The organism is Pseudomonas sp. LBUM1674 (genome assembly GCF_059695635.1).
Genome location: NZ_CP166779.1, coordinates 5621748 through 5642714 on the forward strand (window position 1 = coordinate 5621748; position 20967 = coordinate 5642714).

A 20967-nucleotide genomic window follows, 5' to 3' on the forward strand; every position below is an offset into this window, starting at 1 on the left:
CTATGGTGAATGTCAGACCGTCATCGTCGGAACGCCGCCCGGAGCAAGCTCGCTCCCACAGGGAATTGCGCCAACTTCCAGATTCCGCCAATTCCCATAACAAGAAACCGGAGAACAACCATGGCTTTAAGCGTGTTCGACCTGTTCAAGATTGGCATCGGCCCCTCCAGCTCCCACACCGTCGGCCCGATGCGCGCAGCCGCGCGTTTCGCCGAAGGTTTGCGCCGTGAAGGGCTATTGACCGCAACCACCTGCGTCAAAGTCGAGCTCTACGGCTCCCTCGGCGCCACCGGCAAAGGCCACGGCAGCGACAAGGCGGTATTGCTCGGCCTGGAAGGCGAACACCCGGACACCGTGGACACCGAAACTGTCGCTGCTCGCCTGCAAGAGATTCGCGGCAGCGCGCGCTTGAACCTGCTCGGCGAACACAGCATTGCATTCAACGAAAAAGAACACCTGGCGATGATCCGCAAGCCGTTGGCCTATCACCCCAACGGCATGATCTTTCGCGCATTCGACGCCGCTGGCCTACAGATCCGCAGCCGCGAGTACTATTCCGTCGGTGGCGGTTTCGTCGTCGATGAAGACGCCGCCGGCGCTGACCGGATCGTCGAAGACGCAACAAAACTGACTTTCCCGTTCAAAAGTGCCAAAGACCTGCTCAGTCACTGCAGCACCTACGGCTTGTCGATCAGCCAGGTGATGCTGACCAACGAAAGTGCCTGGCGCCCTGAAGCGGAAACCCGTGCCGGCCTGTTGAAAATCTGGCAGGTCATGCAGGACTGCGTTGCTGCCGGTTGCCGCAACGAAGGCATCCTGCCCGGCGGCCTGAAGGTCAAACGGCGGGCGGCGGCGCTGCATCGACAGCTGTGCAAGAACCCGGAATCGTCCTTGCGCGACCCGCTCTCGGTGCTGGACTGGGTCAACCTGTACGCCCTGGCGGTCAACGAAGAAAACGCCAACGGCGGACGTGTTGTCACTGCGCCTACCAACGGTGCAGCGGGAATCGTCCCGGCCGTGCTCCATTACTACATGCGCTTTATCCCCGGCGCCACCGAAGACGGCGTCGTGCGCTTTCTGCTGACTGCCGCCGCCATCGGCATTTTGTACAAGGAAAACGCCTCGATCTCCGGCGCCGAAGTCGGCTGTCAGGGTGAGGTCGGCGTGGCGTGCTCGATGGCGGCCGGCGCCTTGTGCGAAGTGCTCGGCGGCACCGTGCAACAAGTGGAAAACGCCGCCGAAATCGGCATGGAACACAACCTCGGCCTGACCTGCGACCCGATCGGCGGACTGGTCCAAGTGCCGTGCATCGAACGCAATGCCATGGGCTCGGTCAAGGCCATCAACGCGGTACGCATGGCCCTGCGCGGCGACGGCCAGCACTTTGTGTCCCTCGACAAGGTCATCCGCACCATGCGCCAGACCGGCGCCGACATGAAAAGCAAATACAAGGAAACCGCCCGTGGCGGTTTGGCGGTCAACATTATCGAGTGCTGATGCCCACGCGCATCCGCACACTTTTTCAGGAGCTGAATATGTCCACCGAACCATTGCTGAAAACCCCGCTGCACGCACTGCACATCGAACTCGGCGCGCGCATGGTGCCGTTCGCCGGCTATGACATGCCGGTGCAATATCCGCTGGGCGTGATGAAAGAACACCAGCACACCCGTGAGCAGGCCGGGCTGTTCGATGTCTCGCACATGGGCCAGATCCGCCTGACCGGCGCCAATGCCGCCAAGGCCCTGGAAACCCTGGTCCCGGTGGACATCATCGACCTGCCGGTGGGCATGCAGCGCTACGCGATGTTCACCAACGAGACCGGCGGCATTCTCGACGACCTGATGGTCGCCAACCTGGGCAACGACGAACTGTTCCTGGTGGTCAACGCGGCCTGCAAGGATCAGGACCTGGCGCATCTGCAACAACACATCGGCAACCAATGCACCATCGAGCCGCTGTTCGAAGAACGCGCGTTGCTGGCGTTGCAAGGCCCGGCTGCCGTCACCGTGCTCGCACGCCTGGCGCCTACAGTTGCGAAGATGACCTTCATGCAGTTTGCCCGCGTGCAACTGCTGGGCGCAGATTGCTTTGTCAGCCGTTCGGGCTACACCGGTGAAGACGGGTTCGAAATCTCCGTCCCGGCCGCCAGCGCCGAAGCCCTGGCGCGCGCCCTGCTGGCCGAACCCGAAGTGGCGGCCATCGGCCTGGGCGCACGCGATTCCCTGCGCCTGGAGGCCGGCCTGTGCCTTTACGGCCACGACATGAACACCGAGACCTCCCCGATCGAGGCCAGCCTGCTGTGGGCCATCTCCAAACCTCGGCGTGCCGACGGTGCGCGGGCCGGTGGTTTCCCTGGCGCTGAAAGCATATTCGCCCATCAGCAAGCCGGTGTCAGCCGCAAGCGTGTCGGTCTATTGCCTCAGGAACGCACGCCAGTGCGCGAAGGGGCAGAGATCGTCAACGAGGCAGGCGACATCATCGGTACCGTATGCAGCGGCGGTTTCGGTCCGACGCTGGGTGGCCCATTGGCCATGGGTTATCTCGACACTGCCTATACCGCTCTCGACACACCGGTATGGGCGATCGTACGTGGGAAAAAGGTGCCTTTGCTTGTAAGCAAATTGCCATTTGTTCCACAACGCTACTACCGTGGCTGATTGACTGTTTCTATAAGTAACGCGATTGCGTTAACAGCGCACTAATGTGTAACGCAATCGCCATAAAACAGTGCGTACCGGCTGCTCTAAGCTTCGTTTATGAACGTTGCTTATAACGATTGAAAACAACTGAACACTTCCAACGCATAAGGCCGCACTAGTTGCGGCACATGCGCGTCGACGCCAGCAAATCCGGGCCCTTCACAGGGCTTGTTTTTTCTCCCGTAGTTGGCGTAGAGTTTGTTCACTGTGTTTGCATGGGTCGCTTGGAATCGTGACCTGGGCAGTAGCCTACAAGTTAGCTACATCCCGTTCGACGTCTTCTTACTCTCCTGCAACCAGCCCCAGTACTCTTTCATGAGAAGGAGACTGTCATTAATTTTTTGCGTCAAAGGAAATAAGAAATGTCCCAACGTCAGAGCGGTACCGTCAAGTGGTTTAACGACGAGAAAGGTTTTGGTTTTATCACTCCTGAAAGCGGTCCGGATCTGTTCGTGCATTTCCGCGCCATCCAGGGCAACGGCTTCAAGAGCCTGAAAGAAGGCCAGAAAGTGACTTTCGTTGCTGTGCAAGGCCAGAAAGGCATGCAGGCTGACGAGGTACAGGCAGAAGCCTAACCTTCTGTTACGAAAAAGCCCCTGATGGTGACATCAGGGGCTTTTTTGTGCGCATAAATCCGTAAAATGGCTTCTTTTGCGCCGAGAGCCCTGCCATGTCGAAACACCTGCTCAAACCCCAGGGTGAGTTTCCCGCCGCTGGCCTGGGGCGTCGCCTGGCAGCGATGTTCTATGATTTCTTGCTGTGTACCGCCCTGCTCATCGTCACCAGCGGCATTTACAAGATCATTCAGATGGCGATCATCGGCGAAGACAAAATGCGCGCCCTGACCGAAGCCGGTGCACTGGACGGTGACCCGTTGCTGTCGACGGTGCTGCTGTTCGTGCTGTTCGGCTTCTTCGCCAAGTTCTGGACCTGGTCCGGCCAGACCCTGGGCATGCAGGTCTGGGGAGTCCGCGTGCAGAACGCCGACGGTACCGCCATCAGCCTGTGGCAGGCGCTGTTGCGGTTTGTGGTGTCGATTGCATCCTTGCTATGCGTCGGGCTGGGGTTCTTCTGGTCGCTGTTCGACAAGCAGAAACGCAGCTGGCATGACATGTATTCCGACACCCAGCTCGTTCGTATCCCGAAGAAGAGCAAGTAATTCAGCCATACGAAAACCACTGTGGGAGCGAGCTTGCTCGCGATGGCGGCGTATCAGTCAATATTGATATGACTGACAGACCGCTATCGTCGGAGCGCCGCCCGGAGCAAGCTCGCTCCCACAGTTTTTGCGACTGGATGATAGACCTCAGGCGTTACCGGCCAGTTTCATCCGCGCCGCCTGGGTAAAGTCGAGCATGCGCTTGAGCGGCCGAATCGCCTGCGGAATCAACGCCGGATCGACAAAGATCTCATTCGTCCCCTCCTTCAAGCTCTTCAGCGTGCGCTCAAGGGTATTCATCGCCATCCACGGGCAATGTGCGCAACTGCGGCACGCTGCGCCGTTACCGGCCGTTGGCGCTTCGATGAAGACCTTGTCCGGGCACAGTTGCTGCATCTTGTAGAAGATGCCGCGGTCGGTGGCGACGATGAGGGTCTTGTTCGGCAGGCTTTGCGCCGCCGCGATCAGCTGACTGGTGGAACCGACGGCATCCGCCAGTTCGATCACCGCCGTCGGCGATTCCGGATGCACCAGGATCGCTGCATCCGGGTACAGCGCCTTCATGTCTTCGAGCTGCTTGGACTTGAACTCTTCGTGAACGATGCAGGCACCGTCCCATAGCAACATGTCCGCACCGGTCTGGCGCTGGATGTAGGTGCCCAAATGCTTGTCCGGGCCCCAGATGATGGTTTCGCCGTTATCCATCAGGCTTTCGACGATCTCCAGCGCGCAGCTGGAAGTCACCACCCAGTCCGCCCGCGCCTTGACCGCCGCCGAGGTGTTGGCATACACCACCACCGTGCGTTCCGGGTGCTGATCGCAGAACGCCGAGAACTCGTCTACCGGGCAACCCAGGTCCAGCGAGCAGGTCGCTTCCAGGGTCGGCATCAGAATGCGTTTTTCAGGATTGAGGATTTTGGCGGTTTCACCCATGAACTTCACACCGGCGACCACCACGGTCCTGGCCGGGTGAGCATTGCCGAAGCGGGCCATCTCCAGCGAGTCGGAGACGCAGCCACCGGTTTCTTCGGCCAGGGCCTGAATGACCGGATCGCAATAGAAATGCGCAACCAGCACCGCGTCCTGAGCCTTGAGCTCGGCAGCGATGGCAGCGCGGTAATAAGCCTCTTCCTCGGCCGTCAGCGGCTTGGGCTGCTTGGCGTCGAGGTGGGCTTGAACCAGAAGGCGTTCGGAAATCTGCGTCATGTTCGCAAGACCTGCAGGCGCTTTCGCGCGAAAGTCGAGTATACACCCGGCTCCGGACCCTTCAGGGTACCGCCGGGAGAGTGAGTATCATCAGGCATGGACAACGTTGAAGCTGCGCAAGGCTACAGAATATCCCGTGGATGCAAAAGATGATTCTGACCTGGCGGTGCAGCCCCGGACCGAGTCGAACTCAAATCGCGGGCAAAAAAAAATCCGGAAATCCTCACTTGCGTGGGCCTTCCAGACTTTTAAAACTGCTACAAAAATGGTGGGTCGTGTGGGATTCGAACCTACGACCAATTGGTTAAAAGCCAACTGCTCTACCAACTGAGCTAACGACCCGCTGTGTGGTGCGCGTATAATACTGATTTTTAAGGACTATTCAACACCCAATTTGAAATAAATCAAAAATAAGCTGTTGGGTCGCTGATTCCGGCCGCCGCGAAGCCTTCTGCACGCAGGCGGCAGCTGTCGCATCTGCCGCATGCACGGCCGTTATCGTCGGCCTGGTAGCAGGAAACGGTCAGGCCGTAATCGACGCCCAGCTTCACGCCGGCCTGGACGATCTGTGCCTTGCTCAGGTTCTGCAGTGGCGCCTGGATGCGAAAGCCATTGCCCTCTACTCCGGCCTTGGTCGCCAGATTGGCCATGCGCTCGAAAGACTCGATGAACTCGGGACGGCAGTCCGGGTAACCGGAATAATCCACCGCATTTACGCCGATAAAGATGTCGCGCGCGCCGAGCACTTCAGCCCAACCCAGTGCAAGGGACAGAAACACCGTGTTGCGCGCCGGCACGTACGTTACCGGGATGCCCTCGCCCGCCACTTCCGGCACATCGATGCTGCTATCGGTCAGCGCCGAACCGCCGATACCATTCAGGTTCAGGCCTATCACCTTGTGTTCGACCACACCCAGGTCGCGAGCGACACGTTCGGCGGCGTACAGTTCGGCATGGGACCGCTGACCGTAGTCGAAGCTCATGGTGTAGCAGCTGTAGCCTTCGGCGCGAGCCATGGCCACGACCGTCGCGGAATCGAGGCCGCCGGACAGCAGGATGACCGCACGTTTTTCAGAAGAATCAAGATGTTCAGTCATTTCAGCGCCCCGGCTCGTCATTCCATAGATATTTATGCAGCTGCAATTGCAGGCGCACTGGCAGGTTGTCCGCCACTACCCAGTCCGCCAGGTCCCGAGCGTTCAGGTCATGATGACTTGGCGAGAACAGCACTTCGCCGGCACGCCGGTCCAGACCGTACTGGATCAGCTTGGACACGGCCCAGTCATAGTCTTCCCGCGAGCAGATGACAAACTTCACCTGATCGTTGGGCGTCAGCAGCTCGATGTTCTCGTAGCGGTTGCGGTGTGCTTCTTTTGAGCCCGGGGTTTTCAGGTCGACGACACGACTGACCCGAGAATCTACCGCCGAGATGTCCAGGGCACCACTGGTTTCCAGTGACACTTCGTAACCGGCGTCACACAACTGCTTGAGCAATGGGATGGCATTGGGTTGTGCCAACGGTTCGCCACCGGTGACACACACATAACGCGGACGAAAACCGGCCACTTGCTCGAGGATGTCGTCGAGGGTGCGAACGGTGCCGCCACTGAACGCATAGGCGCTGTCGCAGTATTGGCAACGCAATGGGCAACCGGTCAGCCGCACAAAAACAGTGGGCAGCCCGGCAGTCCGCGTTTCACCCTGCAACGAGTAAAAAACTTCGGTGATTCTCAATGTGTCTTGCATAGTCGCCACGGGCAGGACAGCTAAACAGGCTGTCCGCCTCCGTCAGGCACTTAAAGGAACCCCGCCAACGCGCAGATCCCAAAAAGCGTGTTTCATAAAAAGGGCGTGAATTCTAACGAAAAAACCCGCGACAAGCGCGGGTTTCTTCGAAACAGGTCAAGCAGCCTTACATTTTTTGCAGATCACGCTGGGCCAGCTGAGCGGCGGAAGTGCCCGGATATTGGGACACAACCTGTTGCAGAATGCCTTTGACCTTGTCGGGATGACCAAGGCGACGTTCTACATCAGCAAGCTTGTACAGCGAATCAGGCACTTTGTTGTGCTTTGGATACAGCTGCGAAACCTTGGCAAATGCCTGGCCTGCGCCTTGCAGATCACCTTTGGCCAGGTTCACTTCGCCCAACCAGTACTGGGCGTTGCCCGCGTATTGGCTATTCGGGTATTTGCGCAGGAATGCGGCAAAAGCCTGGCTGGCCTTGTCGAAATCCTTGGCCTTGATCAGGTCGAAGGCTGCATCGTAGTACAGTTTTTCCTTCGCCGGATCAGCCGGTTCGCTACCCGCGGCGGGTGCTTGAGCGGCGGCTGCCCCTGCTCCTGCACCAGCTGCTGCACCGGGGGCGTTCAAATCGCCACCGGGGGAAGAATTATCGGGAGTCGCGGCTGGTGCAACGCCGGATCCTATGCGCCGATCAAGGTCCTGATATCGCTCCAGGCTCTCCTGCTTCATGCGCGCTACATCATTTTGCAGAACTTCGATGATGCCTTGTTGGCGCGAGATCTGCTCCTGCATCGATTGCAGTTGGTTGAACAGCTCGCCCTGTGCCGAGACAGGGGCCGAAACCCCTCCCCCGGCATAGGCGCCGTTCGTACCGTAACCCGCAGGCGGATAACTGCTCCCGCTATTGTTATAGCCGGAGTTGTCCTCGACCACAGGAACCGCAGCCCACACCGCAAGGGGTGCGAGGCTGAGAGCCAAAACAGTTACAGCACGACGGCACGTTCGCATGGCGAATTACTTACGCAGTTCGACGCGACGGTTTTGAGCCCAGGACTGCTCGTCGTTGCCGGTAGCAACTGGACGCTCTTCGCCGTAGGAAACCAGTTCCAGCTGAGCTGGGGAAACGCCTTGCAGTACCAGGTAACGCTGAACGGCTTTCGCACGACGCTCGCCCAGTGCCATGTTGTACTCACGAGTACCACGTTCGTCGGTGTTGCCTTCCAGAACAACGCGAGCGCCGTTTGCTTTCAGGTCTTTGGCGTGAACGTCCAGAGCGCGCATGGCTTCTGGCTTCAGGTCCGAACTGTCGTATTCGAAGTAGAAAGTGGTGATGGCGCGCAGAGCAGCTTCTTCGCTCAGGGAACCATCAACGGCACCGGTGTTTGCGCCGTAACCAGCGTTTGGATCAACAGCCACTGCGCCTTCACCGGCATTGTCGCCGCCTTTGGACGAGCAACCAACGGCTACGGACAAAGCCAGAGCCAGAGCAGCAAACTTACCAAACTTCAGCATTTCCATCGTGAAACTCCTAATGAACCCCAATGTGTTAAGTACAACGTGTAGCGCCGCGTCAGTTCAGGTAAGGGGACCAGGACGGTTCTCTGACTTCGCCTTGTGCGGTAGGAAGCGGGAGCCTCACGCGTCCATTAATGGACACGAGCATCAAGACTCCCCGGCCCTGCTGGCGGGTGGCGTAGATTACCATGGTGCCGTTGGGCGCAACAGTGGGCGACTCGTCCAGAGTGCTATCAGTGAGGATCTTTACACTACCGCGCTGCAAATCCTGGGCCGCCACCTTGAAATTGGTGAAACCTTCCTGGCGATGAATCATGACCAGGGTCTTTTCGTCAGCCGACAGTTTAGGGTTGGCGTTGTAGTTACCAATGAAGGTCACACGTTCCGCACCACCGCCACCCGCGCTGGTCTTGTAGATCTGTGGCTTGCCGCCACGGTCGGAGGTGAAGTAGATGGTCGAACCATCTTTACCCCAGAACGGTTCGGTGTTGATGCCGGGACCGTTGGTGACACGGGTGATCTGACGCGAACCCAGGTTCATCACGTAGATGTCCGGGTTACCGTCTTTCGACAGCACGAATGCCAGGCGATTGCCATCCGGCGACCAGGCTGGTGCGCCATTCAGGCCTTCGAAGTTGGTGATCTGCTCACGGCGACCGGTGTCGATGTTCTGCATGAAAATGCGTGGACGCTTCTGCTCGAACGAGACATAGGCGATGCGCTTGCCATCCGGTGCGAAACGCGGCGACAGGATCGGCTCGCGCGACTGCAGCAAGGTGACAGCACGAGCACCGTCATAGTCCGAACGTTGCAGCGTGTAGCGCGTGTTCTTCTCGGAGAAACGTTCGGCGGTCACGTACAGCAGACGCGTCGAGAACGCACCCTTGATACCGGTGAGTTTTTCGAACGACTGGTCCGCGATGTAGTGCGACATGTCGCGCAGCTGATCGACGCTGCCCGAGACGCTGCCGGTCAACACTTGCTGTTCGGTGGCGACGTTGAACAGTGCGTATTGAACCTGCAGGCGACCGCCCGCTGGTGCAACGCTGCCGACCATGACGTACTGGGCGCCCAGTGCCTTGAAGTCACGGAAGATGATTTCGCTGGCCTGGCTCGGCTGGCTGATCATGTTCTGCTTTGGAATCGGCGAGTAGTAACCCGAGTTACGCAGGTCGTTACCGATGATTTCGGCCATGTCGTCCGGCAGCACGCTGCCGCCCTGGTTGCCGAATGGAACGACGGCGATCGGAGTAGCCCGATCGCTGCCGCTGGTAACCAGAATGTTTTTTTCATCTGCTGTCGCCATACCTGCCAGGCAGCAGATAACGACAAGCATTCCTCGAAGAAGGTTTCTCACAAGGCTAGATCCTCAGGTGTGAATGTCATCTTGAATGAACGATAGGGAGCGAAATCGCTCGGTTTCATTCCCTGCATTTCTGTCAAACGTCCAATATTCTTGACCGCTGCAACCGCCGAAGCGTCGAACGGACCATCGCCGCTGGACCTGGCCACGCTGACCGAGGTCAAGGTACCGTCCGGCAACATGCCGATTTGCAACACGACCGTCATGCCTTTGCGCGCCGAAGGTGGACGAGCCCAGCCTTCTGCTGCGCGAGCACGAATCAGGTCATCGAAACTGCCGGCGACTTCGTCACCCTGCTCATCCGCCAAGGCCTGCTGACGCTGCGGCGTGTCGGAAAGCAAATCTGCCAGGGCCTGGGCCTTTTTGTCTTCGGCGGATTTACGTGCCGCTTCCTGCGACTTTTTCTTCGCAGCATCGGCAGCAGCTTTCTTCTTCGCGTCTTCGGCGACTTTCTTCTTCGCCTCTTCAGCTTCAGACTTCTTCTTGGCGTCTTCCGCGGCTTTCTTCTTCGCGTCTTCGACGATCTTTTTCTTCGCTTCTTCAGCGGCCGCTTTCTTGGCCTCTTCTTCAGCTGCTTTCTTGGCTTCTTCTTCAGACTTCTTCTTGGCTATATCAGCCAATTGTTTCTCTTCGGCCTTTTTGGCTTCGGCGGTCTTCTTCGCTTCGTCGGCTTTCTTGGCTTCATCGGCTTTCTTGGCTTCATCAGCCTTTTTTGCCTCTTCCGCTTTCTTCGTCTCGTCGGCCTTCTTGGATTCTTCGGCTTTTTGAGCGGCGTCTTCCTTCTTTTGTTCCGCGGCCTTGATCGCTTCCTGTTCGATCTTTTTCTGTTCCATCTGTTCGACTTCGGTCTGGCGCGCGGCGGATTTCTTCGCCTCACCTGCAATCTTCTGATTGGTCTGGGTGGTCGCCTGACTTTTCGATTTCAGCTGGTACAGGGTCGCCTGGACAATTGGCTTGGCCGGCGGCAGTTCCGGTGTGAAGGCAAAACTGACGAACAGCATGCCAAAAACCAGCACGTGCAAGACCAGCGCCCAGACACTAGGCCAGAAATAGCTTTCCGAGGCGGACGGCTCTCGCATTTGCTGCATCAGGGTGCCTCGGTAATCAAGCCAACATTACCGACCCCGGCTTTCTGCAACCCGCCCATGGCACCCATGACGGCACCGTAATCGACGGTCTTGTCGCCGCGGATGAACACCTGGGTGCGCTTGCCGCCTTCGGTACCGGCGCGAATGATCTTGGTCACCGCGTCGGTCATTTGCGGCAAGGTCATGGCCTTGTCCTGCTGCTTCTCGGTGTCGACTTCGCTGCCAAGGTTCCAGTAGTAGGTCTTGTCAGCCTTGATCGAAATGGTCAGGACCTGGGTGTTGTTGTCCTGCGGCAAGGCTTCGCTGGAAACCTTGGGCAGATCAACTTTCACGCCTTGATTGAGCATCGGTGCGGTCACCATGAAGATGACCAGCAGTACCAGCATCACGTCGATGTAAGGCACCACGTTCATCTCGGCAACCGGCTTGCGCTTGCGTCGAGCTCGAGCGATTAAAGCCATTGGAAATTACCTGCTTATTCTTCGCTGGTGTGCACTTTGCGGTGCAGGATCGCCTGGAATTCATCGGCGAAGGTGTAGTAACGGCTCAGCAGGGTTTCGCTGCGGGCAGCAAAACGGTTGTAAGCGATAACGGCCGGGATCGCGGCGAACAGACCGATCGCGGTGGCAATCAGCGCTTCGGCGATACCTGGGGCCACAGTGGCCAGGGTCGCTTGCTGGGCAGTGGCCAGGCCACGGAAGGAGTTCATGATGCCCCAGACCGTACCGAACAGACCGATGTAGGGGCTGACGGAACCGACGGTGGCGAGGAACGGCAGGCTCTGCTCGAGCTTCTCTTCTTCACGGGAAATGGCGACGCGCATCGCACGGGCCACGCCTTCCATGACCGCTTCCGGATCAACGCCAGACTGCTGACGCAGACGGGAGAATTCCTTGAAACCGGCACGGAAGATTTGCTCGACGCCCGAATCCGGGTCAGGGTTGCTGCCCGCCTGGCGGTAGAGCTTGGACAAATCGATGCCCGACCAGAAACGCTCCTCGAAGCTCTCCAGGGCACGTCGACCGGCGCGCAGCAAGTTGCTGCGCTGAAAGATCATGATCCATGAGGTCACCGATGCGGCTACCAGGATCAGCATTACCAGTTGCACCACGATACTGGCATTGCTGACCAGGCTCCACATGGAGGAATGGTCGACGACGTTAGCTTCCACGCTTTATCTCCTGCTTTGAGTGTGTACCCGCGCCGCTCACGTCGGCAAAGGCCGTACGTAGAGCTTCGGGAATGGCCCGGGGTTTTAAACTGTCGGTGCGCACACAGGCCACCAGAAACTGCCCTTCACAGAGCAGCACATCATCCGTAGCCCGCCTGACCTGCTGCTTGAAGCGCAGGCTGGCACGGTTCAATTCGATTACCTCGGCGCTTACCAGCAGTTCGTCGTCCAGTCGCGCCGGCGCGTGGTAACGCGCTTCGCTGGAATGCACGACAAACAACAGGTCCTCACCTGCCAGCGCCGACTGGGCAAAGCCCAGCTCCCGGAGCCGCTCGGTTCGAGCCCGTTCCATAAACTTGAGGTAATTGACGTAATACACGATGCCGCCCGCATCGGTGTCCTCGTAATAAACGCGACAACGAAATGCGAAAGGCCCAAGCCCGTTTTGCGCGCGCATACTCTAGTGCTTACTCCTCAGGTTGCCAATCCGGCCAGGCAACTGTTTTTCATTGTTCTGCGGCTTTCTCGCAAAAGTACGGTCCTAGGACAGCACAATGCCCGAAAATTCAGCGCGCAAAAGTTAATTAATCGTCCACGGCATCGAGGAACTCGTCTACCACGGGCATCTCGCCCAATCGTGACGGAATGTTTAAGCCGAAATGCAGATAGGCATGCCGCGTCACCACCCGCCCCCGCGGTGTGCGCATGATGTAGCCCTGCTGGATCAGGTACGGTTCCAGCACGTCTTCGATGGTGTGGCGTTCTTCGCTGATCGCGGCCGCCAGGCTGTCCACCCCGACCGGGCCGCCATCGAATTTCTCGATCATGGTCAACAACAGACGTCGATCCTGGTGATCGAAGCCGCGCTCGTCGACGTCCAGCAGGTTCAAGGCCAGGTCGGCGATCGGCTTGGTGATGTGGCCCTTGGCCCGCACCTCGGCAAAGTCCCGCACCCGGCGCAGCAAACGGTTGGCGATCCGCGGAGTGCCGCGGGCGCGGCGGGCGATTTCAAAGGCGCCTTCCGGGTCCAGGGGCAGCCCGAGGATGGTCGCCGAACGGCTGACAATCGTTGCCAGATCGGCGGTGTTGTAGAACTCCAGGCGCTGGACGATGCCGAAACGGTCGCGCAACGGGTTGGTCAGCATGCCGGCCCGGGTGGTCGCGCCGACCAGGGTGAACGGCGGCAGATCAAGCTTGATCGAGCGTGCCGCCGGCCCTTCGCCGATCATGATGTCGAGCTGAAAATCTTCCATGGCCGGGTACAGCACTTCTTCGACGATCGGAGACAAGCGATGGATCTCGTCGATGAACAGCACGTCGTGAGGTTCGAGGTTGGTCAGCAGCGCGGCCAGATCACCCGGGCGTTCAAGGACCGGACCCGAGGTGCTTTTGATCGAGACGCCCATTTCCTGGGCGATGATGTTGGCCAGCGTGGTTTTACCCAGCCCCGGCGGGCCGAAGATCAGCGTGTGGTCCAGGGACTCGTTACGGCCACGGGCCGCCTGGATGAACAACTCCATTTGCTCGCGAACGGTCGGCTGGCCAATGTATTCGGCCAGGCTGACGGGACGAATGGCCCGGTCCTGGACTTCCTCGCGGTCACGGGGAGCACCCGTGGCGGCGATCAGACGATCAGCTTCAATCACTTAAATCATTCCCTTCAGGGCGCGACGAATCATGTCTTCACTGCTCAAACCTTTCTCCTTGATCGCGGCAATCGCCTTGCTGGCTTCCTGCGGCTTGTAGCCCAGGGAAATCAGCGCGCTGACCGCGTCATTTTCGGCGGTGGCGACCGGAGCCGCATCCGGCCCGCCCGGCTGGTTTGGCACCAGGGCGAACATCGCCGGTACAGTTTCCCAGGCCTTGAAGCGGTCTTTGAGTTCCACCAGCAAACGCTCGGCAGTCTTCTTGCCCACGCCCGGCACCTTGGTCAGGGCCGAGGTGTCCTGGGACTGCACGCAACGCACCAGCTCATCGACTTCCAGACTCGACATCAAGGCCAGGGCCAGTTTCGGCCCTACACCATTGAGACGGATCAACTCGCGAAAAAAGTCTCGCTCACGCTTGCCGAAGAAGCCATAGAGTAACTGCGCGTCTTCGCGTACGACTAAATGGGTGTGCAAGGTCAGCGGTTCACCGACCGACGGCAAGCGATACAGCGTGGTCATGGGCACTTCCAGCTCATAGCCCAGACCATTTACATCCAGAATCAGGTGCGGCGGCTGTTTCTCAGCCAGTGTGCCGCGCAAGCGTCCAATCACGTTTCAGATCCTTGAGCGTTGGCCAGATCAGTGCTGGCGACTGACGGAACAAGGGTTTTGCGCCGACGACCCAGGCGCAAAACCCTCACTCCATAAAAAATGATTGCCGATGCTATCAGAGACGCAGGCGCCCGCCACGACTGCGTGCCGCGCCCAGGCCATGCGGCAACAGGCTGGAACGGGTGTGAGCATGGCAAATGGCAATGGCCAGGGCGTCCGAGGCATCGATTTGCGGCTTGCTGGTCAATTTCAGCATGTGCATGACCATCATCTGCACCTGCTCTTTATTGGCCGCGCCGGTGCCGGTCACGGCCTGTTTGACCTGGGTGGCGGTGTATTCGGCGATTTCCAGGTTTTCTTCGGCGCCGGCAACGATCGCTGCGCCGCGGGCCTGGCCGAGCTTCAACGCCGAGTCGGCGTTGCGCGCCATGAACACCTTTTCGATGCCCATGGTCACCGGCCCGTAGGTCTGGATGACTTCACGCACGCTGCGATAGACGATTTGCAGGCGTTCGTGCAACTCGCCGGAACCGGTGCGGATGCAGCCCGACGCCACGTATACGCAGCCACGGCCGGTATCACATACCACGCCATAACCGGTGATGCGCGAACCGGGGTCGATACCAAGAATTAAAGTCATAACGCCTGCGGAAAGAGATCGCGGTGGCCTCAGGATAACCGTGTAGGAGCTGCCGAAGGCTGCGATCTTTTGATTTTCGATCTTTAAAGTCAAAAGATCGCAGCCTTCGGCAGCTTCTACAGTCAGGGCGTGTGAAGGCAGCGATCTTTTACATGGGCATCAACCGAGCTGTGCGGCAACCGACTCAGGAATGTCCGCGTTGGAATAAACGTTCTGCACGTCATCCAGGTCTTCAAGCATGTCGATCAGCTTGAGCACCTTCTCGGCGCCTTCCAGGTCCAGTTCGGCACTGGTGGTGGGCAGCATGACGATTTCCGCGTCATCACCTTTGAAACCGGCGGCTTCCAGGGCGTTACGCACCGAGTAGAAACCGGCGAACGAGGTAAACACGTCGATGGACCCGTCTTCGTGGGTGACAACGTCATCGGCGTCGGCCTCCATGGCCGCTTCCATCAGCGCATCTTCATCCACCCCTGGCGCGAAGGAGACCTGGCCCTTGCGCTCGAACAGGTAAGCCACCGAACCGTCGGTACCGAGGTTGCCTCCGCACTTGCTGAACGCATGGCGCACAGCCGCTGCGGTACGGTTGCGGTTGTCGGTCATGCACTCGACCATCACCGCCACACCACCTGGGCCGTAGCCTTCGTAGGTCAGTTCGACCATGTCGTCGGTGTCGGCAGCACCGGCACCGCGGGCCACCGCGCGATCGATGATGTCGCGGCTCATGTTCGCACCGAGCGCCTTGTCCAGCGCCAGTCGCAAACGCGGGTTGGAACCCGGATCAGCGCCACCCTGACGGGCAGCAACAGTCAGCTCACGAATCCACTTGGTGAAAATCTTGCCCTTCTTGGCATCCTGACGTTCTTTGCGGTGCTTGATGTTCGCCCACTTGGAATGACCCGCCATAACTCGCTCCGAATTCTCTTTGAAACATTGCCCGCCACGCCATGACGCGCCAGCCGGCAAACAAAAATCTCGACCTGTCTATAAAGAAAGGGCGCATCCGAAGATGCGCCCGCAAGGTCAGCCTTACTCAGCTTTTGGCGTTTCGCGCAGACGAATGTGCAGTTCGCGCAATGCCTTGGCATCGACCAGACCCGGCGCCTGAGTCATGACGCAAGCCGCGCTCTGGGTTTTCGGGAAGGCGATCACTTCGCGGATCGACTGGGCGCCGGTCATCAGCATCACCAGACGGTCCAGACCGAAGGCCAGGCCACCGTGCGGCGGCGCGCCGTATTTCAGGGCGTCGAGCAGGAAGCCGAATTTCTCTTCCTGTTCCGCTTCACTGATACCCAGCAGACGGAACACCGACTGTTGCATTTCCTTGCGGTGGATACGGATCGAACCGCCACCCAGCTCGGTGCCGTTCAGTACCATGTCGTAGGCACGGGAGAGCGCGGTCGCCGGGTTGGCTTCCAGTTCTTCCGGGGTGCACTTCGGCGCGGTGAACGGGTGGTGCAAGGCGGTGAAGCTGCCGTCGTCGTTCTCTTCGAACATCGGGAAGTCGACCACCCACATCGGTGCCCACTCGCAGGTCAGCAGGTTCAGATCGTTACCGACCTTGATCCGCAGCGCGCCCAGGGCTTCGCTGACGATCTTGGCTTTGTCGGCACCGAAGAACACAATGTCACCGTCAACCGCGCCAACGCGATCAAGGATCGTGTTCAGGGCCGCTTCAGGGATGTTCTTGACGATTGGAGACTGCAGGCCTTCGACGCCCTTCGCGCGTTCGTTGACCTTGATGTACGCCAGGCCCTTGGCACCGTAGATGCCGACGAACTTGGTGTAGTCGTCGATCTTGCTGCGCGGCATGCTCGCCCCGCCCGGTACGCGCAGAGCGGCAACGCGGCTTTTCGGATCGTTGGCCGGGCCGGAGAAGACCTTGAATTCAACTTCTTTAAGCTGATCGGCAACGTCGACCAGTTCCAGCGGGTTACGCAGGTCCGGCTTGTCGGAACCGTAACGACGCATGGCCTCGTCCCAGGTCATGTGCGGGAATTCAGCGAATTCCACATCCAGCACTTCCTTGAACAGGTTGCGGATCATGCCTTCGGTAATGCCGATGATGTCTTTTTCATCGAGGAAGCTGGTTTCGATGTCGATCTGGGTGAATTCAGGCTGACGGTCGGCACGCAGGTCTTCGTCGCGGAAGCACTTGGCGATCTGGTAGTAACGGTCGAAGCCGGCCACCATCAGCAGTTGCTTGAACAGCTGCGGCGATTGCGGCAAGGCGAAGAACGAACCGGCGTGAGTACGGCTCGGCACCAGGTAATCGCGAGCACCTTCCGGGGTGGCGCGAGTCAGGATCGGCGTCTCGACGTCGAGGAAGCCGTTCTCGTCCAGGTAGCGACGGATGCTGGTGGTCATGCGCGAACGCAGACGCAGTTTCTCGAGCATTTCCGGACGACGCAGGTCGATGAAGCGATAACGCAGGCGGGTTTCTTCGCCGACGTCGGAGAACTCGTTAAGCGGGAACGGCGGGGTTTCCGCTTCGTTCAACACTTCCAGCTCGTAGCCCAGCACTTCGATCATGCCCGACGCCATGTTGGCGTTACCGGCACCGGCCGGACGCAGGCGCACCTTGCCGGTCACTTTAACCACGTATTCGCTGCGCACGCGGTCGGCGGCGGCGAAGGTTTCAGCGCGGTCCGGGTCGAACACCACCTGGGCCAGACCGTCACGATCACGGATATCGAGGAAAATCACCCCACCGTGGTCACGGCGACGGTGAACCCAGCCGCAAAGGGTAATTTCCTGGCCTTCCAGGCTTTCGTTCAGTTGGCCGCAATAATGGCTGCGCATCATGGTAGTGGTTTCACTTCTCGTAATTCGAAATTCGGTTGGAGACCTTGCTCATATCCTGCCCTCGTGAAAGGCGCCAGATAAATGCAAGAGCTCGCACGTGTCGTTCAACTCAGGCTCAAGACCCTAGTCAGCTTTGTCGCCGCCGGCCAGGTTCTTCTTGGAACCGGTCTTGAAATCGGTTTCGTACCAGCCGGTGCCGCTGAGGCGGAAGCCCGGCATGGACAGCATCTTTTTAAGCTCTGGCGCCTGGCAGGCAGGGCAGTCGACCAGCGGTGCTGCGCTGATCTTTTGAATGGCTTCCAACTGATGACCACAGGAAGCACATTGATAGTCGTACATCGGCATGGGGGTTGTCTCGGCGATCAGATTGCTACCGCACACGCTGGGTTTTGCGGCAAAGAGCGGGATTATATCCATTAAATGCAGCCTGTGCAGCCGTAAGACTGCACAGATCGACACTCAACGCATTCCACCGCACCGCTAGGCCGTAGCCGGGCAATTCCCTTCCTTCAGGCTGTGCACCACACAGACAACCCGTACCAGCGCGCTGAAATTCTTCACCCCGCCGTGCCGCAAATGCACTTCACGGTCCACGTGAGACAGCAGCGTACTGATCGAGCAACGATTGACCTTGGCCATTTCGCCCAAAATATCCCAAAAAACCTGTTCAAGCCGCAAACAGGTCGCAAAACCATTCAAACGCACTGAGCGGGATAATGGCTGGACCAGCCCCATATCGAATTCGCTGACAAATGGATCGATCCTTATATCCCTGGGTCGACCACCCCTTACCTCGCTTTGCCTGCCTTCATTAACCATACCGTTGACACTCCTTTGCCATGCCTGGTTTGTATAAGAGCCCTGTTGCGATTCTTATAAAAACGCAGACGCAAAGTTATCTCCAGATGACTTTATGACCATCAACGTAGGATAAGCCAACAGCTGAAGACAGATTATGGAGACCGTCCTGGTCAGAACGTTTTCCCACACACCCTGGTGCCAAATCAGTCTAGCGCGAACAACACCGGACGCGTGTCATCCGCGCTCGAGTCTGTTACTGATCCAGCAGTGAACGCAGCATCCACGCGGTTTTCTCGTGGACCTGCATGCGTTGGGTCAGCAAGTCGGCCGTCGGCTCGTCACTGACTTTATCGAGCAGCGGGAAAATCCCGCGCGCTGTACGCGTGACCGCTTCCTGCCCCTCGACAAGTTGCCTGATCATGTTGTCGGCACTGGGCACACCCTCTTCTTCCTTGATAGAAGAAAGACGCGCATAAATGGAATAGGCACCCGGGGCCGGAAAGCCGAGCGCACGAATTCGCTCGGCAATCGAGTCGACAGCCAGGGCCAACTCGTTATATTGCTCCTCGAACATCAAGTGCAAGGTCCGAAACATGGGACCGGTGACGTTCCAATGGAAGTTATGGGTTTTCAAATAAAGTACATAAGTGTCCGACAGCAGGCGCGAGAGCCCCTCGACGATGGACTTGCGATCCTCTTCACTGATTCCGATATCGATTGCCATGTGTTTCCCCTAAAGGTGATGAAATTCATCCGACAGGTGCAGCACCACTCTAGCAAGCCTGTCACCGCACCGCAGCCCTGGATGCCCCGGTGATCTGCGACAAATCGTCCCCGGTGAACCGCTGGACTCCTTGATTTGAGTAGCCTGCGGCTTTGCTGTTAAATAGGCAGTGTGTTGTCAGCCTCTATTTTTCCGGGTGCTGCGCATAGGCTGATAGCGGGTACGTGTCCAACGCCTCTTATTGTTCCGAAGCGAACCGTGCTCCGTCAGCTCTTCCTTGTGAACCGTCTTAACGTGAGTTAATCAAAATGTTGAAAATCGTCCACCTGCTAATGGGCGCAGCAGCGCTGCTGCTGTCCTTCATCCCTAGCCTGCAACCCGAAGCTGTTCCTTACCTGCAACAACCCGATGCGCTGTACCTGGCCTTTTTCGGCCTTCTCAACCTCACCCTCGCACCTGTCATTCCCTACTGGAACAAAGGTGCGCGTCATCAATTGCAAATCCTGGTCAGCGTCCTGCTGGTCCTGGCTGTTGTCTTGCAAACCCTGACGCTGATCGCGAAGATGCCTGTCATCGCCGGTCAACCTGCCGTTCTGTTCAGCCTGATCGCTGCTCTGATCGCCGTTCTTATGCACCTGGCCATCAGCTTTTACAAATCGTCACCGGCCGCCGCGTCGCCAAGCTATGACATGAGCAACCGCGATACTGGCACCGTCAAGTGGTTCAACACCTCCAAAGGCTTCGGCTTTATTTCCCGTGACTCCGGCGATGATATTTTCGTGCATTTCCGGGCCATTCGGGGCGAAGGCCATCGTGTCCTGGTCGAAGGCCAGCGCGTAGAGTTCTCCGTCATGAATCGTGACAAGGGCCTGCAAGCCGAAGATGTGATCGCCGCGTTGCCGCGACGCTGATTCAAGGCTGAAAAAAAACCGCGAACAGCCTGGCTGTTCGCGGTTTTTTATTGCGCGTCCATTGAGCCCCGCGGGTTCAATAGTGCGGCGGCGGCGCTTCTTCTTCGAAGGATTCGAACTGGCCGACCATTTCCTCCTGGCGCTTGAGCAATGCCGCCATTTGCAATTGCAGGCGTTCAACCACCCGCTGCTGTGCCGCCAGCACATCATTCAATGCCTGGATGGTGTCATCCTGAAACGCCATTTGGCTCTCCAGATCGGTAACGCGTGCTTCCAGGCTCATGATTCAGCCCTCCGGAAAAAACGTGAAATCATCGGTTAACACCAGGCGCAGCCGTTCGCGTATCGCCGCGACCTGCTCTGCACTGTAAGGCAACGCCTGGTGCTTGCCCCAGACCGGGGCTGGCCACGCCGCGTCCTCACGCTTGCGCACAATCACATGCATGTGCAACTGACTGACGACGTTACCCAGGGCCGCGACGTTCAATTTGTCCGCGTCGAACGAGTCCTTGAGCGTTTCCGCCAGCGCAGTCGTCTCCTGCCACAGCTGCTGTTGATCTGCGACATCCAACTGAAATATCTCGCTGATATCCTCGCGGCGTGGCACCAGGATGAACCAGGGATAGTTCGAATCGTTGGACAACAGCAACCGGCAGAGTGGGAAATCCCCGATCGGTAGCGTGTCTTGTTGAAGTCGTGGATCTAAAGCGAACATCGCGCGCACTCCCGCCTGGTCATTCATTTTTCAGCTTAGCGCCCGTCCAGTGAGACGGCGCACCAAGCGACAGGACGGCAGCATACCCGCGATTGGCGCGTGCTTCACGCCCAAACCCGTCAAAGCGAGCCTGAGCATGAACAAGCGACCCAACATGGGACA

Annotated in this window: 25 protein-coding genes and 1 tRNA gene; 5 read left to right on the forward strand and 21 right to left on the reverse strand. The window is 58.5% G+C overall.

Annotation, left to right across the window (positions count from 1 at the left end; genetic code table 11):
• The first annotated feature begins 120 nt into the window (after positions 1-120).
• From ACA067_RS25855 to ACA067_RS25870, 4 genes are all read left to right on the forward strand, one after another.
• The gene (locus ACA067_RS25855; protein ID WP_497459097.1) at positions 121-1497 is read left to right on the forward strand and encodes an L-serine ammonia-lyase; all 1377 of its coding nucleotides are present in this window, start codon (positions 121-123) and stop codon (positions 1495-1497) included.
• A 38-nt stretch (positions 1498-1535) separates the two neighbouring features.
• Positions 1536-2660 (forward strand): glycine cleavage system aminomethyltransferase GcvT, encoded by a 1125-nt coding sequence (gene gcvT / locus ACA067_RS25860; protein ID WP_497459098.1) that lies wholly within the window; start codon positions 1536-1538, stop codon positions 2658-2660.
• A gap of 404 nt (positions 2661-3064) precedes the next feature.
• The gene (locus ACA067_RS25865) at positions 3065-3277 is read left to right on the forward strand and encodes a cold-shock protein (RefSeq protein WP_003175786.1); all 213 of its coding nucleotides are present in this window, start codon (positions 3065-3067) and stop codon (positions 3275-3277) included.
• 95 nt (positions 3278-3372) lie between these two features.
• Positions 3373-3861, forward strand: coding sequence for an RDD family protein (locus ACA067_RS25870; protein WP_497459099.1), 489 nt, complete (start codon positions 3373-3375; stop codon positions 3859-3861).
• A 147-nt stretch (positions 3862-4008) separates the two neighbouring features.
• On the opposite strand, the gene nadA is transcribed toward ACA067_RS25870, so the two are convergent.
• From nadA to ACA067_RS25965, 19 genes are all read right to left on the reverse strand, one after another.
• Entirely contained in the window at positions 4009-5067 is a 1059-nt protein-coding gene (gene nadA / locus ACA067_RS25875) for a quinolinate synthase NadA (RefSeq protein WP_497459100.1), read from the reverse strand.
• Between the two features lie 266 nt (positions 5068-5333).
• Positions 5334-5409: transfer RNA gene (locus tag ACA067_RS25880), tRNA-Lys, on the reverse strand.
• A gap of 62 nt (positions 5410-5471) precedes the next feature.
• Positions 5472-6164 (reverse strand): 7-cyano-7-deazaguanine synthase QueC, encoded by a 693-nt coding sequence (gene queC, locus ACA067_RS25885; protein ID WP_497459101.1) that lies wholly within the window; start codon positions 6162-6164, stop codon positions 5472-5474.
• 1 nt (position 6165) lies between these two features.
• Complete coding sequence (gene queE / locus ACA067_RS25890; RefSeq protein WP_128872282.1) at positions 6166-6813, reverse strand: 7-carboxy-7-deazaguanine synthase QueE; 648 nt, start codon at positions 6811-6813, stop codon at positions 6166-6168.
• A gap of 166 nt (positions 6814-6979) precedes the next feature.
• Positions 6980-7819, reverse strand: coding sequence for a tol-pal system protein YbgF (gene ybgF, locus ACA067_RS25895; protein WP_497459102.1), 840 nt, complete (start codon positions 7817-7819; stop codon positions 6980-6982).
• Between the two features lie 6 nt (positions 7820-7825).
• A complete protein-coding gene (gene pal, locus ACA067_RS25900; RefSeq protein WP_064679382.1) occupies positions 7826-8329 on the reverse strand; it encodes a peptidoglycan-associated lipoprotein Pal in 504 nt (167 codons plus the stop codon).
• Positions 8330-8381: 52 nt separating this feature from the next.
• The gene (gene tolB, locus ACA067_RS25905; RefSeq protein ID WP_371916822.1) at positions 8382-9632 is read right to left on the reverse strand and encodes a Tol-Pal system beta propeller repeat protein TolB; all 1251 of its coding nucleotides are present in this window, start codon (positions 9630-9632) and stop codon (positions 8382-8384) included.
• 47 nt (positions 9633-9679) lie between these two features.
• Complete coding sequence (tolA, locus tag ACA067_RS25910; RefSeq protein WP_497459103.1) at positions 9680-10777, reverse strand: cell envelope integrity protein TolA; 1098 nt, start codon at positions 10775-10777, stop codon at positions 9680-9682.
• Positions 10777-11229, reverse strand: coding sequence for a protein TolR (gene tolR, locus ACA067_RS25915; protein ID WP_497462846.1), 453 nt, complete (start codon positions 11227-11229; stop codon positions 10777-10779). Before tolR ends, tolA begins: the two co-directional genes overlap by 1 nt.
• Before the next feature lie 23 nt (positions 11230-11252).
• A complete protein-coding gene (gene tolQ, locus ACA067_RS25920; protein WP_497459104.1) occupies positions 11253-11948 on the reverse strand; it encodes a protein TolQ in 696 nt (231 codons plus the stop codon).
• Positions 11938-12405: a tol-pal system-associated acyl-CoA thioesterase gene (gene ybgC, locus ACA067_RS25925; protein WP_128872286.1), complete on the reverse strand. Its 468-nt coding sequence runs from the start codon at positions 12403-12405 to the stop codon at positions 11938-11940. The genes tolQ and ybgC overlap by 11 nt, the downstream gene beginning before the upstream one ends.
• Positions 12406-12532: 127 nt before the next feature.
• A complete protein-coding gene (gene ruvB, locus ACA067_RS25930) occupies positions 12533-13594 on the reverse strand; it encodes a Holliday junction branch migration DNA helicase RuvB (RefSeq protein ID WP_497459105.1) in 1062 nt (353 codons plus the stop codon).
• Entirely contained in the window at positions 13595-14209 is a 615-nt protein-coding gene (ruvA, locus tag ACA067_RS25935; RefSeq protein ID WP_497459106.1) for a Holliday junction branch migration protein RuvA, read from the reverse strand. It lies immediately after the preceding gene.
• 115 nt (positions 14210-14324) lie between these two features.
• Positions 14325-14849 (reverse strand): crossover junction endodeoxyribonuclease RuvC, encoded by a 525-nt coding sequence (ruvC, locus tag ACA067_RS25940; protein WP_128872288.1) that lies wholly within the window; start codon positions 14847-14849, stop codon positions 14325-14327.
• A gap of 159 nt (positions 14850-15008) precedes the next feature.
• Positions 15009-15755 (reverse strand): YebC/PmpR family DNA-binding transcriptional regulator, encoded by a 747-nt coding sequence (locus ACA067_RS25945; RefSeq protein ID WP_497459107.1) that lies wholly within the window; start codon positions 15753-15755, stop codon positions 15009-15011.
• A 123-nt stretch (positions 15756-15878) separates the two neighbouring features.
• The gene (gene aspS, locus ACA067_RS25950) at positions 15879-17654 is read right to left on the reverse strand and encodes an aspartate--tRNA ligase (RefSeq protein WP_497459108.1); all 1776 of its coding nucleotides are present in this window, start codon (positions 17652-17654) and stop codon (positions 15879-15881) included.
• Positions 17655-17777: 123 nt separating this feature from the next.
• Positions 17778-17999 carry an FmdB family zinc ribbon protein gene (locus ACA067_RS25955; protein WP_010457489.1) on the reverse strand — a complete coding sequence of 74 codons (222 nt, stop codon included), beginning with the start codon at positions 17997-17999 and terminating at the stop codon, positions 17778-17780.
• Between the two features lie 135 nt (positions 18000-18134).
• Positions 18135-18473 (reverse strand): ribbon-helix-helix domain-containing protein, encoded by a 339-nt coding sequence (locus ACA067_RS25960; protein WP_497459109.1) that lies wholly within the window; start codon positions 18471-18473, stop codon positions 18135-18137.
• Positions 18474-18708: 235 nt separating this feature from the next.
• Positions 18709-19179, reverse strand: a complete 471-nt coding sequence (locus ACA067_RS25965; protein ID WP_497459110.1) for a Dps family protein — start codon at positions 19177-19179, stop codon at positions 18709-18711.
• 308 nt (positions 19180-19487) lie between these two features.
• Between ACA067_RS25965 and ACA067_RS25970 the strand changes: the two genes are divergently transcribed.
• Complete coding sequence (locus ACA067_RS25970; RefSeq protein WP_497459111.1) at positions 19488-20090, forward strand: cold-shock protein; 603 nt, start codon at positions 19488-19490, stop codon at positions 20088-20090.
• 76 nt (positions 20091-20166) lie between these two features.
• Here ACA067_RS25970 and ACA067_RS25975 read toward each other — a convergent pair whose 3' ends face one another.
• Together ACA067_RS25975 and ACA067_RS25980 are read right to left on the reverse strand one after the other, a co-directional pair.
• Positions 20167-20373 (reverse strand): SlyX family protein, encoded by a 207-nt coding sequence (locus ACA067_RS25975; protein ID WP_150784334.1) that lies wholly within the window; start codon positions 20371-20373, stop codon positions 20167-20169.
• Between the two features lie 3 nt (positions 20374-20376).
• A complete protein-coding gene (locus tag ACA067_RS25980) occupies positions 20377-20805 on the reverse strand; it encodes an HIT family protein (RefSeq protein ID WP_497462847.1) in 429 nt (142 codons plus the stop codon).
• Positions 20806-20967: the final 162 nt, after the last annotated feature.